General features: G+C 68.2%; 13 protein-coding genes. 9 read left to right on the top strand and 4 right to left on the bottom strand.

The genetic code is table 11. The annotated features are described in order from the left end of the window. The first annotated feature begins 217 nt into the window (after positions 1 to 217). The 6 genes from twy1 (at position 218) to AC5FRV_RS18420 (ending at position 7,368) form a co-directional block, all read left to right on the top strand. On the top strand, positions 218 to 1,198 hold the full coding sequence (gene twy1 / locus AC5FRV_RS18445) for a 4-demethylwyosine synthase TYW1 (RefSeq protein ID WP_493562554.1): 981 nt from the start codon (positions 218 to 220) through the stop codon (positions 1,196 to 1,198). A gap of 213 nt (positions 1,199 to 1,411) precedes the next feature. Then, positions 1,412 to 2,635, top strand: a complete 1,224-nt coding sequence (locus tag AC5FRV_RS18440) for a hypothetical protein (protein WP_493562553.1) — start codon at positions 1,412 to 1,414, stop codon at positions 2,633 to 2,635. Between the two features lie 629 nt (positions 2,636 to 3,264). Then, entirely contained in the window at positions 3,265 to 3,963 is a 699-nt protein-coding gene (locus tag AC5FRV_RS18435) for a DUF120 domain-containing protein (protein WP_493562552.1), read from the top strand. After that, positions 3,947 to 4,615, top strand: coding sequence for a 3,4-dihydroxy-2-butanone-4-phosphate synthase (ribB, locus tag AC5FRV_RS18430; RefSeq protein ID WP_493562551.1), 669 nt, complete (start codon positions 3,947 to 3,949; stop codon positions 4,613 to 4,615). Before AC5FRV_RS18435 ends, ribB begins: the two co-directional genes overlap by 17 nt. 65 nt (positions 4,616 to 4,680) lie before the next feature. After that, complete coding sequence (locus tag AC5FRV_RS18425) at positions 4,681 to 6,132, top strand: aryl-sulfate sulfotransferase (protein WP_493562550.1); 1,452 nt, start codon at positions 4,681 to 4,683, stop codon at positions 6,130 to 6,132. A gap of 297 nt (positions 6,133 to 6,429) precedes the next feature. Next, positions 6,430 to 7,368 carry a branched-chain amino acid transaminase gene (locus AC5FRV_RS18420; protein ID WP_493562549.1) on the top strand — a complete coding sequence of 313 codons (939 nt, stop codon included), beginning with the start codon at positions 6,430 to 6,432 and terminating at the stop codon, positions 7,366 to 7,368. 73 nt (positions 7,369 to 7,441) lie between these two features. On the opposite strand, the gene AC5FRV_RS18415 is transcribed toward AC5FRV_RS18420, so the two are convergent. Continuing rightward, the gene (locus tag AC5FRV_RS18415) at positions 7,442 to 8,110 is read right to left on the bottom strand and encodes a DUF502 domain-containing protein (RefSeq protein WP_493562548.1); all 669 of its coding nucleotides are present in this window, start codon (positions 8,108 to 8,110) and stop codon (positions 7,442 to 7,444) included. Between the two features lie 237 nt (positions 8,111 to 8,347). Here AC5FRV_RS18415 and AC5FRV_RS18410 point away from each other — a divergent pair, with 237 nt between their 5' ends. Then, complete coding sequence (locus tag AC5FRV_RS18410; protein WP_493562547.1) at positions 8,348 to 9,376, top strand: nucleoside recognition protein; 1,029 nt, start codon at positions 8,348 to 8,350, stop codon at positions 9,374 to 9,376. A gap of 30 nt (positions 9,377 to 9,406) precedes the next feature. On the opposite strand, the gene AC5FRV_RS18405 is transcribed toward AC5FRV_RS18410, so the two are convergent. From AC5FRV_RS18405 to AC5FRV_RS18395, 3 genes are all read right to left on the bottom strand, one after another. Further along, positions 9,407 to 10,186 carry a YhjD/YihY/BrkB family envelope integrity protein gene (locus AC5FRV_RS18405; RefSeq protein ID WP_493562546.1) on the bottom strand — a complete coding sequence of 260 codons (780 nt, stop codon included), beginning with the start codon at positions 10,184 to 10,186 and terminating at the stop codon, positions 9,407 to 9,409. 63 nt (positions 10,187 to 10,249) lie between these two features. Then, positions 10,250 to 10,558 (bottom strand): hypothetical protein, encoded by a 309-nt coding sequence (locus tag AC5FRV_RS18400; protein WP_493562545.1) that lies wholly within the window; start codon positions 10,556 to 10,558, stop codon positions 10,250 to 10,252. 111 nt (positions 10,559 to 10,669) lie between these two features. After that, complete coding sequence (locus AC5FRV_RS18395) at positions 10,670 to 11,563, bottom strand: CBS domain-containing protein (RefSeq protein WP_493562544.1); 894 nt, start codon at positions 11,561 to 11,563, stop codon at positions 10,670 to 10,672. A gap of 117 nt (positions 11,564 to 11,680) precedes the next feature. Between AC5FRV_RS18395 and AC5FRV_RS18390 the strand changes: the two genes are divergently transcribed. Further along, positions 11,681 to 12,655 carry a thermonuclease family protein gene (locus AC5FRV_RS18390; RefSeq protein ID WP_493562543.1) on the top strand — a complete coding sequence of 325 codons (975 nt, stop codon included), beginning with the start codon at positions 11,681 to 11,683 and terminating at the stop codon, positions 12,653 to 12,655. Positions 12,656 to 12,725: 70 nt separating this feature from the next. Continuing rightward, the gene (locus AC5FRV_RS18385; RefSeq protein ID WP_493562542.1) at positions 12,726 to 13,835 is read left to right on the top strand and encodes a molybdopterin-dependent oxidoreductase; all 1,110 of its coding nucleotides are present in this window, start codon (positions 12,726 to 12,728) and stop codon (positions 13,833 to 13,835) included. Positions 13,836 to 14,230 lie beyond the last annotated feature (395 nt).

Below are 14,230 nucleotides of genomic sequence, written 5' to 3'. Positions count from 1 at the left end.
TACGAATGGGTGGTACTTAGCCGTGTTCCTAAAACAATCAGTATGTCACGATGGCTCATCGAGGCGGTCGTCTTGGGACGGCCTCGAGGGATGGCGCCACGGCGCGATCGCTGGGGGGCGCCACAGCGGTCATCTCGATGGGCGGGGCCGCGTCGAAGGCGGGCGAAGCCGTCCCCGAGGAAAGGATGTTTCAGCGCCGGCGCCGTTGCCCTCTCCAATGAGCGATTCCGAGGGCGGTCCGAAGCAGGTGTCGGACCCCGACTACCACAGCGAGAACCACACCGCCGCCCAGACCTGTGGCTGGACGGCCAACGCCCTGCGCGGGGAGGGCAAGTGTTACAAGTACATTTTCTACGGAATCGAGTCCCATAGATGCATCCAGATGACGCCCGTCGTCAAGTGCAACGAGCGCTGTGTCTTCTGCTGGCGCGACCACGCCGGCCACGCCTACGAACTCGGCGACGTCGAGTGGGACGACCCCGCCGCGGTGGCCGACGCCTCCCTCGAACTCCAGAAGAAACTCCTCTCGGGGTTCGGCGGCAACGAGAAGGTTCCGCGGGAACGCTTCGAGGAGGCCATGGAACCCCGTCACGTCGCCATCTCGCTCGACGGCGAACCCTCGCTCTACCCCTACCTCCCGGAACTCATCGAGGAGTTCCACGACCGCGACATCACGACGTTCCTCGTCTCCAACGGCACGAACCCCGACGTGCTGGAGCGCTGTGACCCCACGCAACTGTACGTCTCCGTCGACGCCCCCGACCGGAAGACGTTCGACGACACCGTCAAAGCCGTCGAGGGCGGCGCCTGGGAGTCGCTGATCGACACACTGGACGTCCTCGCCGAGAAGGACGACACCCGGACCGTCATCCGCACCACGCTCGTAAAGGGTCACAACATGCACTATCCGGCGTGGTACGCGGCGATGTGCGATCGCGCCGACGCCGACTTCGTCGAGATGAAGGCGTACATGCACGTCGGCCACTCCAGAGGGCGGCTGGACCGCGAGTCGATGCCCGAGCACGAGGAGGTGCTCCAGTTCACGAAGGACGTCGGCGAGTTCCTGCCCGACCACGACACGATCAAGGAAGTCGAGGCGTCCAACGTCGCCGTGCTCGCCCGCGACGAGCAGACCTGGGTTCCCAAACTGGAGAAGTCGAGCGAGTTCTGGGAGCGGGACCCCGTGGTGAGTTACTGAGCACGACCACGAGGCATTGCGACGGCAGCCGTCGGTGAGGCCGCGCCAGGCAGGCGTCGGGGCGTCACGTTCTTGGCCCAGGAAGGAGCGCGGTGAACGAACCTGTCGTTTTATAATCAAATACTATTATATTGTCGGTGGAACACATCAGCGTAGTCACGGGGGACCGAGTGCAAGCCAGGCGGTCCGTGTAGTTAGGAAATTGAGGGAACCATGTTTGATGAGGTAATCGCCGCCGCTGAACGTGCGGGTGCCGGGGGAGTACCGACGCGGTACGACAAAGCCACGAAGTCGCTGTCGGGCGTGCTCGACGACGAGGACGTCCGGCACGTGCTCGTCACCACGAAAGAGCTCACGCATACGGAGAACAGTCGGACGATAACAATCGATGCCGGACCCGGCCACGACGTCGTCGCGATGGCCACGAGCCGGCGCGTCCTCGTGTTCGTCGGTGGCCAGGAGAACGCCGGCGAACCCGACGTCGTCATCGATCTCGCGGACGTGACCGGGGCCGAGTATCGCGACTCGCTCCTGAGTTCGTCGGTGGTCGTGGAGAGCCAGAACCAGACAATCGAGTTCTCGCCGACGGACGGGGCGCCCGACCGGTTCGTCTCCTACGTCGAGCGCCTCGGTTCGAGTTGGGCGGCCCTCGACGCGGCCCTGGACTCGGTCCGGGACGCGATGGAGACGTTCGAACGGCGGCGAACCGCTGGTGCCGACACGGCGGCCGCCGCGGAGACCGTGCGGTCCGAACTCGAACGGGCCCGAGAAATACCAGCATCGGAGTACGAGGCGCCGGAGGATGTGATGAACGCGGCTATCGATGGGGTCGCTGCAGAGTTCGAGGCGTTGCAGACCGACTCCCGCGTGCAGGACGTCGAAGACGCCATCGACGCGGCGGCGGTGACCGACGACGACGAGGCGACGTGTGGCCACCTCCGGGACGCGTGTGAGACACTGGCCGCGACCCGGTCGTCGGTGGACGACGAGGACGTCCACGCCGCCCTGGACGGCGTCGAGGCGGATCTCGAAGAACGGGCCGAGGCGTTCCTCGCCGACGCGGCGACTGCCAGGGAAGCGGCCCGGGACGCCGACCCACTCGCGGCCGTAGACCGATTCGAGGAAGCCCGCCAGCGATTCGAGGCCGCCAGTTCGGTCGCGGATTCGGTCGAGGCCTTCGACGAGGCCAACGTGGCCGAGCGCGCCCGGGCAGTCACTGTCGAGTTGTACGAAGCCCTCCAGACCGAGGCCGAACGGCTGGAGGAGGTGGCAGACGACGGCGACGGGGACGAATTCGAACGCGCGAAGTCGGCACTCGAGCGTGCACAGGCCCTCGCCGACCACGTGCCTGACGCCGATCCCGACGACCTCGCGGAAGACATCGCCCGACTCGAAGCGGCCGTCGAGCGCAGTCAGTGGGAGTGGGGCAAGACGTAACTCGGCCCGGGCGGGCGTGCTTGCGACCGCCAGTCGGTGTGACGCAACTCGAACCCGCCCGACGCTAGCGCCCTCGCAGCGACCGAAAGCTGGCTCGCCGTCCAGCCTACGAATCGTGAACTGGTCGGAACGACTGTGATCCGCGCCGATCTGCCCGAACGTCGGCCAGGAACGTCTCGGCCTGTGGTCGCCCGCCGCCACGAGGTCCCGAACGACTGCCGGCCGCCTGTCGAGTTTCGCCGAGAGCGAGCCCGTCCGGTCCAGTTTGGATCGCCCCAACGTGATGCGGTTGAACCGCTCGTCGGGCAGGTATTCCTCGTCGACCCAGTCGTTCACCCAGTCGACGAAGCGAAACTCTGGTCCAGGCGGCGAGGCGGCGTTCGGGTGGTGACGACGCGGCAATCGCCGCCCACAGCGAGTCGAGGCGCTCGGCGACGCAGTCGGGGCGGTCGACGTTCGCGACGAAGCGCAGCGCGCCCCTGCCGGTCGCTTCGTCCACCACGCCTCGACGCCGCCCCCGTCAGTGAGATCGATCTCGACCGGGACGACCGCTCCCGGGAACCCGCTCCAAAGGCGTTACGCGTGCCACATCCGTTATGCTTATCAGAAGCGGGACCGACTCTCGGACAATGGCAACCACATCGCGGGCCGTCGGCTACGACGAACTCGCGACGCTGAAGCTGCTGGCCCTCGACGGCGCGCTCGAAGGCCAGGAGAAGGCGTCGTGTGCGGACATCGCCGACCGGCTCGAGGCCTCGAACCAGACCGCCTCGCGCCGGCTACAGCGCCTGGAGGAAGCGGATCTGATCGAGCGCGACATCGTCAGCGACGGCCAGCGGATCGCGATCACCGAGGTCGGCGAGGCCGCCCTCCAGCGGGAGTACGCCGACTATCAGCGCATCTTCGACCGCGGCGTCGGCGTCGACCTGGGCGGCATCGTCACCTCCGGGATGGGCGAGGGACGCCACTACATCACCCTCCCGGGATACATGGAGCAGTTCGTCGAGAAACTGGGCTACGAACCCTTCGCCGGGACGCTCAACGTGGACCTTCTCGACGAGAGCGTTCGCAAGCGCGCCCGAATGAGCGCGTTCGACCCCATCACTATCGAGGGATGGGAGGACGAGGAGCGTACCTACGGCCCGGCCTACTGCTACCCCGCCAGCGTCGTCGGCGGCGACGGCGAGTACGAACCGGCCCACGTCATCGCCCCCGAGCGCACCCACCACGGCGAGGACCAGCTCGAGGTCATCGCGCCGGAGAAACTCCGCGAGGTTCTCGACCTGGCCGACGGCGACGAGGTGACTGTCCATGTCGACGAGCAGTGACGTGAGTAGTGCGGAATCGGTCGACGACGCCGTCGAGGCGTTTCGGCGGGGCGAGCCGGTGCTGGTCCACGACGCCGCCGACCGCGAGGGCGAGACCGATCTGGTGTACCCCGCCGGGAGCGTCACCGCCGACGCCGTCGCCCGGCTGCGCAACGACGCCGGTGGACTCGTCTGCGTCGCCCTCTCCGACGCCGTCAGCGATACCTTCGACCTGCCGTTCGTCCAGGCGGCCGTCGACCACCCGCTGACCGACGACCACCAGCTCTCCTACGACGACCGCTCGTCGTTCTCGCTGACGGTCAACCACCGCGACACCGAGACGGGGATCACCGACGCCGAGCGGGCGCTGACGATCACCGAGCTGGCTGCCGCGAGCGAAGATCCCGACGCCGAGGCGTTCGCCGCCACGTTCCGCGCGCCCGGCCACGTCCACCTGCTCCGGGCCGCGTCGTCGCTGGCCGAGCGTCAGGGTCACACCGAACTCGGCATCGCGCTCGCTGCCGCGGCCGACCTGCCCCCCGCCGTCGTCGTCTGCGAGATGCTCGACGACGAGAGCGGTGCCGAGCTCCCCCCGGCGGCCGCCCGGGCCTACGCCGACCGTCACGGCCTGGTGTACGTCGAGGGAGCCGCTATCGCCGAGCGGTTCGCGTAACCGACCGACCGAGACGGGAAAGCCTTTATTTTTCGGATCCGAACCCTCCCTCACTACCCTCCACTATGGATTCGTATCCTCGTCACACGGTTCTCCGTGGGACCGCCGCGGTCGTCGTCGCCGTTCTCCTCGTCGCCTGTGCCGGTCTGACACTGGCGTACGAACCGCCCCAGCTCGGCGCCGGGACGATCAAGGACCCGGCAGACGGCACGACTGCAGTCGCCGTCCAGGGATTCCACTTCCAGGGCGAAGGGAGCGAGAAGAAGCCCGCACGCCTGCTGCGCGTCAACGAGACCGGCGGGATCACTGAACTGGCCAACGGGACCGACACGGGGACCTCCTGGTTCTACGACGTCGACCCGCTGGACGACGGCAACCTGCTCGTCACGTCCACGCTCCCGGGCACGACGCTCGCCTACGAACTGAACCCCGAGACCGGCGAGCGCGTCTGGGAACAGGAGTTCGACGCCGAGGACACCCACGACGTGGCGATGTTGAACGAGCACGAACTCCTCGTCGCGAACATGCGCAACGGCGGCGGGAACGGGGAGGTCAGCAACGACCGGCTGTTCGTCTACAACCTCACCAGCGACGAGGTCGTCTGGGAGTGGTACTTCAAGAACCACTACCCCGAGTCGACGGACGGCGGGATGAACGCCGACTGGAGCCACGTCAACGACGTCGACAAGATCGAGGAGGGACGCTACCTCGTCTCGCCGCGGAACTTCGACCAGGCCATCGTCGTCAACCGCTCGACCAAGGAGATCGAGATGCGACTCGGCGAGGACGACAACCACTCGATCCTCAACGAGCAACACAACCCGGACTACCTGGAGTCGGATGACGGGACGCCGACGATGCTCGTCGCCGACAGCGACAACGACCGCATCGTCGAGTACGAGCGCGACTGCGGCGACGCCGACCCGGGACTCGGCGCCGGCACGCCGCCAGATGAGTGTCACTGGAACCTCGTCTGGGAGCTGGGCGACCAGAACATGAGCTGGCCGCGCGACGCCGACCGCCTCCCGAACGGCAACACGCTGATCACCGACTCGCTCAACCACCGGGTCGTCGAGGTGACTCCCAGCGGTGAGATCGTCTGGGAGGTGAACACGCCGTGGGGCCCCTACGACGCCGAGCGGGTCAAGTACGGTCCCGAATCGAACGGCCCGACGATGCGCGACCAGGGCGTCAACGGGAGTTTCCCGCTCCAGAACGCCGAGCCGAACAACGCGACGGTCGGGACCGGTAGCAGCGGCACCGAGGGGACGAGCTTCCCCGTCTGGATTCAGCAGACGACCGCGGGCTGGCCCGGCGAGGCCGCCTTCGACGAGTTCGCCGAGACTTGGGAGGGGGTCTCCCAGTGGGTCAAGCCCGTCTGGATGGCGCCCTGGGGGTTCGTCGCGCTCGTGGGCGCGCTCGTCCTGTCGGTCGGCTGGCTGCTGGCCGAGCTGGTCTACAACCGACAGCGGGTCTACCGCCGGGTGACGTCGCTCCGCTCGGCGCGAACGGAGTGAGCGCCGAGGTATGGGCGAGCGGGAGCGAGCGGAGTGAGCGACACGCGAGCAGGCTGGCGCCGACCGAAGGAAGGGGCCAGCGTTTTGCGAACGGTGAGCGAAGCGAACCGTGAGCAGGCCGGCCCAGCGACGGTCCGGAAACGCATTTCGGTGGTGTGTCACGTCGACGCGCGGACCGTCAACACTCTTAACGGTGCCGTCCAATGGGCAGGATATGCATTCCGACGACGGTGGCAGGACGGCTCGCCGGGAACAGCATCGCGGGACGACGACCCACGGGTTCCGGGGGTGGACGGCGTGACCGACCGCCCGGAGATGTTCGAGGGCGTCGACACCGTCTGGCAGGACGGGGAGTTCGTCGACTTCGAGGACGCGACGACGCACGTCCTCACCCACGGCCTCCACTACGGCACGGGCGTCTTCGAGGGCGTCCGGTGTTACGACACGGCCAACGGCCCGGCCATCTTCCGCTGGGAGGAACACCTCCAGCGCCTCTACGACTCGGCGAAGGTGTACGACATCGAGATCCCCTTCGAACAGGAGGAGCTCTCGGAGGCGACGCTCGAACTCATCCGTCGCGAGGAGCTCCAGTCGTGTTACATCCGGCCCATCGCCTACTACGGCTACGGCCCGCTCGGGCTGAACCCCTCGAAGTCGCCCGTCGAGACCGCCATCGCGGTGTGGCCCTGGGGCGCCTACCTCGGTGAGGAGGCTCTGGAAGAGGGCGTCGACGTCGCCATCTCCTCGTGGCGCAAGCACGCCTCCAGCCAGATCCCGACGAACGCGAAGACCACGGGCGCGTACGTCAACAGCGTCCTCGCCAACCTGGAGGCGACGGGTAACGGCTACACCGAGGCCATCGTCCTCAACAAGGAGGGGAACGTCGCGGAAGGCCCGGGCGAGAACATCTTCCTCGTCCGGGACGGCGAGATCCACACCCCCGGCCTCGCCGAGTCCATCCTCGACGGCATCACCCGCCAGTCGGTGATCGACCTGGCCGAGGACCTGGGCTACACCGTCCACGAGGGTGCCACCATCTCGCGGGGTGAACTGTACACCGCCGACGAACTGTTCTTCTCCGGGACGGCGGCCGAAGTGACCCCCATCCGGAGCGTCGACGACAACGAGATCGGTGCCGGCACCAAGGGCCCCGTCACCGACGAGATCCAGACTCGCTTCTTCGACGTCCTCGACGAAGCCCCCGAGCAGTACGACGACTGGTTCACGTACGTCTGAGCGGGCGAGCGCTGCTTCGATTTCAGTCAGTCCGTTCGCGAAAACAGTCGTTGGGCTGCCAGTCGTCGCGTCGTCAGTCGTCGTCGTCGTCGTCGGCCCCGACGCCGATGGTCATCGCCGGGGTGTCGTCGTCCGTGTCGCCGAAGCCGGCCGAGAGGATGCGAGTGAGCGCGTCCTCGACGCTCTCGTTCACCTCCTCGTAGTCTTCGGGTTCGACCTCGATGACGTAGCCGCTGGTGATGTTCGGCGCGGTCGGCAGGAAGAGCAGGTCCCGGCCGTCCGGCGTGGACTTGCCGGTCTTGAACGCCGTCATCCGCATTCCGTTCCAGGGCTCGACTTTCACCGGCGCCTGGAGGTCCTCCGTCCCCGAGACGGCCGTCTCGACGGCCATCTTCGAGGCGTTGTACACCACCCGCAGCCCCGGGAGCTGGTTCATCAGCTCGTCGAGTTTTCCCTCGGCGTAGTCGCCCATCGCCGTCCGCATCAGGTAGCCGATGGAGAACACCAGCAGGACGAACACGGACAGCGTCGTCATCACGCGCACGAAGGTGAGGAACCAAGCGCTGTTGACGAGCATCGACGGGAGGTTCAGGTCGCGGAGCGTTCCCGCATCGATGACGAGCGAGAACGGCGCGCCGGCGAGGATACCGTAGAGGTACGCGAGGACGTACAGACTGACCAGTATCGGCAGGAGGATGATGAGTCCGCTCGCGAAGTCCCGCTTCCACGAGGTCGCCGCCATGTCAATCAGATTTCGCTCCCCTGTTATCAGCCCTTTCCTTTCACGTTTGAAGTCGGACCAGTGACAAACAGGGACGTACGGACGAGCCCTGCGAGCCGTCGAAAGGGCCCGAGTCGTGGTATCCTGTCCGCTGATGGTCGCATTCCGCCGGCTTCGTCCGCCGACGTGACGCGTTCGACGACGCGCACGTTCGCCGAAAACGACGGCCATTAGCCGCCGGGGTCGAAACCCCCTCCCGTGACCGAGTGGCTGGTGGACCTGCTCGTCGGGACCGTCCTCCCCAGAGTGGCCCGTATCGGCGTGCTCGTCGCCATCGGGGTGTTGCTGGCGAACCTGGCAGTGTCGTTCGGCCTCGTCGACCGCGTCGCGGCGCTCTCCCGCTACCTGACCGAGCCAGCCAACCTCCCGAGAGAGGTGGGGACGGCCATCCTGGCGACGACGGCCTCGCCGACGGCGGGCTACGGCATGCTCGCCGAGTACCGCGAGTCCGGGGTGCTGGACGACCGCGCCACGCTGGTGGCCGTCACCATCAACACGTTCTTCGGCTTCGCCCAGCACATCTTCACCTTCTACGCGCCCGTGTTGATCCCCATCCTCGGCCTCGAAGTCGGCCTGCTGTACGTCGGGTTCCGGGCGGCCATCGCGCTGGCAATCACGCTCGTGGGCATCCTGGCCGGCCGTCTCCTCCTCTCCGGCGGGAACGTCGACACCGCCGCAATGTCGGCCGTCGACGGGTCGAACGCGGCCGGCGGCGACCAGGACGACGACGGCCCGACGACGGCGCGCGGGAAGGTCCAGGAGGCGGTCTGGAGCACGGGCGACAAACTCCGTTCGATCCTGCCGCGATTGCTGGTGGTGTACGTGCTCGTGGCCGTCCTGATCGCCCGGCAGGACGCTGTCTCGGCGTTCATGGAGGCCACGGTCGGCGTGTCGATTCCGGGCCTCGCCGCGCCCGTGGAGACGCTGGCGGGGCTCGTCGGGCTTCCCGGCGCCGCCGTGCCGGTCATCGCGGTGTTCGCTATCGAGACGACCAACGGCGCCATCGTCATCGCGCCGCTGATAGAACAGGGGGTGTTCACCCCGCGACAGGCCGTCGCGACGATGCTCATCGGCGGTATCGTCTCCTTCGCGGTGTCGACGTTCAAACGGTCGATCCCGTTCCAGTACGGCATCTGGGGCGCAGAGTTCGGGTCGAAAGTCGTCGCCGTCAACACCGCGCTGAAGGTCGTCTTCATCGGTATCGCCGTGGTCGCGTTGCTGGCGTGACGGCACCACCGCACGTCGGCGCCCGGGTCCCTACCTGTTGACCGCTGTCCCGTCGGCGCGAATCGCGTTGACCACGAGACCGAGCATGAGGAAGATAGCACCCAGGTAGAGGCTGGTGAGGATGATGATGACTCCGCTGAGGACGCCGTATATCGCGTAGCTCGCCGCGTTGGCGGCGTAGGCCTGGGCGATCGTCAGCAGTATCGTCCAGCCCAGCGCTCCGACGAACGCGCCGGGGACGGCCTCGACGAAGCGGGTCACCTCCTGCGAGGGGACGGTGTACATCGGGAGGAAGGCGACGGTGAGCACGAGCAGCAGGACGGCGTGACCGACGAACGCGAACGGCGACCCCGAGGGGAGCAACGCGAAGGTGACGCTCGTGAGGACGATGAGGACCACGGCGATGGCGAGCGACCCCAGGATGCTGGCGGCGGCCCGCAACTGCTCGCCGAGCGGGTCCCCCTCGCGCTCCTCGACGCGCTCGACGGCGGTCTGGAAGCCGAGGACGACGTTGGCCCCGCCCCAGGCGATGACGACTACGGCGAAGGCCACGGCGCCGGCCCGGCCCGACGCCGCCGTCAACCCCTCCCGGACGAGCGCCTGGGCCTCGGGCGTGAGAAAGCGCGGCGTGGTTCGCTGGAGTTCGCCCGCGAGGGACTCGCCCACGATCGCGAGGACGAGCACCGACAGGGGGAGAAACGAGACGAACGCGTAGTAGGCCATCGCCGCCGCCGGGTACTTGACGTCGTGGTCGTCCGCGGTTCGGGCGACGGTCAGCACAGCGGTCAGGACGCGGGAGAGGCGGGACATATGCCGGATGAGGAACGCGGAAACGGGGAGACGCCGGCCGCACTCGTGTCGTCGCTCGCAGGACTAAGCGTCGGTGCGCTCGGCCCCGAGGTCGATGTCCTGGCCGGCGGCGACGCGCTCCAGGATCCGCCTCGCGCGCTCCGGACTCACGTCGGCGACGAGGCAGTCGACGAAGTCGGCGAGCACGTCCGGGCGGACCTGCAGGTCGACGTACTCGACCTGCCCGTCCACGACGACGGCGTCGAGGTTCCACTCGCCGGCCGCCGGGTCCGTCATGCGGATGTCGACCCACTCGTCGTCCGCCCGGTCCGTCCCGTTCTCGCCTGGCGACCGCGCTTCGTCCTCGGGATCCGTGAACACGTCGTCACTCATTCGTGCATTGGTATACGGTTGCAGGCGGCATAAACCCCCGTTTCGGGTGCAGAGGCGTCCGGATCGCGACGTTCGGACCGCGACGCCTGCTTCGTCGCGTCCGAACTGCGTTCAGACGCCCTCGGGATGCGGGTCGGAGAGGACGACCGCCTGGCCGTCGACGACCGTCTCGCCGTCGGCGTCCTCTACTGCGGTCGTGAGCCGGAAGCGGCGCTCGCCCAGGGCTTCGACGACGTCGCAACGGGCCGTGACTCGCTCGTTCAGGTCGACCGGGCCGCGGTAGCTCACTTCCTGTGAGAGGTAGATGGTGAGGCCGGGGAGCCGGGCGAGTGCCGCGCTGATCAGCCCGGCGACGAGCGTCCCGTGGACGATTCGCCGACCGAAGCGCGTCTCCTCGGCGTACTCCGCGTCGAGGTGGAGCCGGTTCGTGTCGCCCGAGGCCTCGGCGAAGGCCCGGACGTCGCTCTCGGCGAGCGTCTTCGTGAAGGTGACGTGGTCGCCGACGTCGATGCCGTCCTCGGTACCGTAGCTCTCGAAGTCCCACTCCTCGTCCTCGTAGGACGTGTCCGGGCGGGTGAAGGGTTGGCGATCGGTGCGGGGGACGGACTCGCCCGCCGTCCAGGTGCCGCGGGGGACGTAGTCGGCGACGTCCGTCGTCGTGACGATGCCGACCAGCGCCCCGTCTTCGAGTACCGGCAACTTCTCGACGTCGTGGGCCCGCAGGGACTCGACGGCCGCTTCCACGGTGGCGTCGGGGTCGACGGTCACCAGGTCCTCCGACATCACGTCCCCGACGGTGAGTGCGTCCGTGTCCCCGCGGGCGGCCGCCACTGCGACCACGTCGCTCTCGGTGATGATCCCCACTGGCTCGCCACCGTGGACGACGACGAGCGACCCGACGTCCCCGTCGCGGAGCCGTTCTGCCGCCTCGACGACGGCCGCTTCTGGCGATATCCGTTCGACGGGCGACCGCATTATCTCCCGGACCGGGGTCGGCACGAGCATCTCTGGTCTAGTCGTTGACTGGTAGCCATTTGACTGTTTGTGCGATCGGCCCCGATCAACGCGACGTTCGCGCCACCGGGTCGCCAGGTTTGTAGGCCGGCGCGGTGCAGGTGCGGTATGGACCGCCGCCGCCGGCGCCACCACTCGCTGATGCTCCTGGTCATGCTCGCCGTCGCGCTATCGGGCTGTGGCGCGGTTTCGGTCACCACCGAGGGGCCGGCCAACGGCCTGGACGGACCGGCCAGCCCGGCGGCACCGAACGCGACGGGCGACCCGGGCGTCCCGGCGGAGGGGGAGAGCCGCGAAGCCACGGTGACGAGAGTCGTCGACGGCGACACGGTCGAGGTTCGCTACGCCGACGGCTCCACGGACACCGTCCGGCTGGTCGGCGTCGACACCCCGGAGACCCGCGGCCAGACCGACCCGGCGGAGTTCGAGGGCGTTCCCGACAACGAGTCCGGGCGGGCCTGTCTCGCCGACGCGGGTGACCGGGCGTCCACCGCCCTGACCGAGTGGGTCGACGGGGCCGACGTCACCCTCGTCGTCGACCCCGAGACCGACACCCGGGACCGGTACGACCGCCTGCTCGCATACGTCGTGCGGGACGATGCGAACCTGAACTACCAGCTCGTCGCCCGTGGGTACGCCCGCGTCTACGACACCTCGTTCACCCGCGCCGACTCGTTCTACGCCGCCGAAGCCGAGGCCCGGCAGGCTGGCATCGGCGTGTGGCAGTGCGCCGACCCCGCATCCCGGAGTGCGAGCGACGGTCTCGACGTCCGCGTCGTCGCCGACGCGCCCGGCAACGACAACGAGAACCTGAACGGCGAGTTCGTGGTGCTGACAAACGGCGGCGAGGGGCCACGGGACATCGGTGGCTGGACGGTCGACGACGCCGCGGACCGCGAGTACACCTTCCCCGCGGATGCGAGGGTCCCGGCCGAGGACTCGATCCGGCTCTACTCCGGGTCCGGCACCGACGACGGGACCGCCTACTTCTGGAGTTCGAACGGCGCCATCTGGAACAACGACGGCGACACCGCCACCGTGCGGGACGACAGTGGTGCCGTGGTCGTGCAGGAGTCGTACTGACCGTGGCGGCTGCAGTCGCTGACGGGCTCAGACCCGTGATCCTCGCCAGTTCTCGCCGACCGCACAATCCATGCGTCTGCGTACCAAAGATCGGCTCACGGTGAATCCGCTCCGACGCCTCGAACCCCCAGCCCGCGTCGTCGACTGGACCCTCGCCGCAGCGGTCGCGATTCTGGTCGGCACGGGCCTCTACAGCCTCGTCGTCGGCGACCCGAGCGGCGCGTGGGTGTTCGACGTCCACGCCGTTGCGGCGTTCTCGCTCGTCGCGTTGCTGGCCTTCAAACTCCGCCGCGTCGCCGCTCGCCTCCGTCCGGACCGGCTCACGCGCGTCCGTCTCGTCTCCGTTCTGCTGGCGGTCACCTCCCTCGGCGCGCTCGGGACGGGCCTCTGGTGGGCCTTCGGTGGCTCGGTCCGCGTCGGCCCGTGGGGGCTCCTGATGGTCCACATGACCCTCGGCGTCGCGGTGCCGCTGGTGCTCCTCTGGCACCTGCGGCACCGCTATCACTCGCCGGCGGGCACGACCAGCGGCGGTCGACGGACCGCGCTCCAGTACGCCGCCGTCGTGGGTCTGAGCGCATTGGCCTGGCGCGGCCAGCGGGCCGCCAACGACCTGCTCGACACCGCCGGCGCTGACCGTCGGTTCACCGGTTCCCGCGAGGAGGGCAGCGGCGACGGGAACGCCTTCCCGGTGACCAGCTGGGTCGCCGACGACCCCGCCCCTATCGACGCCGAGGACTGGGAACTCCGGGTCGACGGGCTCGTCGACGAGCCCGCGACGCTCGGTGTGGACGCCCTGGGCATCGACGAACTCGGGACCGATGCTGAACAACGCGCCGTGCTCGATTGCACCAGCGGCTGGTACTCCGACCACGACTGGCAGGGGCTGGCCGTCAGCGACCTGCTCGACGCCGCGGAACCGACCGACGACGCCCGCTGGGTCCAGTTCCGCTCGGTGACGGGCTACCGGTGGTCGCTGCCAGTGGAGGAAGCCCGCGACGCGCTGCTGGCCACCCACGTCGACGGCGAGCGGATCAGCCACGACCACGGCTTCCCGATGCGACTCGTCGCGCCGGGTCGCCGCGGCTTCCAGTGGGTCAAGTGGGTGACCGACGTCCGGGTGACCAGACGGCGCGACGTGAGTGAGTCCGTCGCGATTTTCGTGAGCGGGTTTGAGGAGTGATAGTTGAGTATTGGACGACTCTCTACCAAGAACTCGAAAGCCCTCGTGCGTTTCCAGTCCCGGGAGCCACCCTGCGCTCCTCGCTCCGCTGTGGTGCTTGGGGGCTCCGGGTTCCCGGAAACGCACTCGCCCTTTCAGTCCACCAGGCACTGCATTGCTCGCGCGGCCTGCGGCACGCGCTCGCGGTTAAATCCACCAAACCTCCCCGGATTCGCGCCGTCCGGCGCGAATCACACTTCCTTCAGCAACCGCTCGGCCGGGAGCGCGTTTCATCGCGCGACCAGGGGAAGGGCAGGGCTGCGGTGCTGTGCTGGCCCTGGAGGAATGAAAGGGCGAGCGGCGGTCGAACCCTCCCGGGCGACGCAAGCACCCGCTGGAGCGCAGCGAGCCCCGGA

Source organism: Halomicrobium sp. HArcel3 (genome assembly GCF_058933135.1).
The sequence above is the reverse complement of the archived record's forward strand: the minus strand, read 5'-3'. Positions and strand labels throughout refer to the sequence as shown.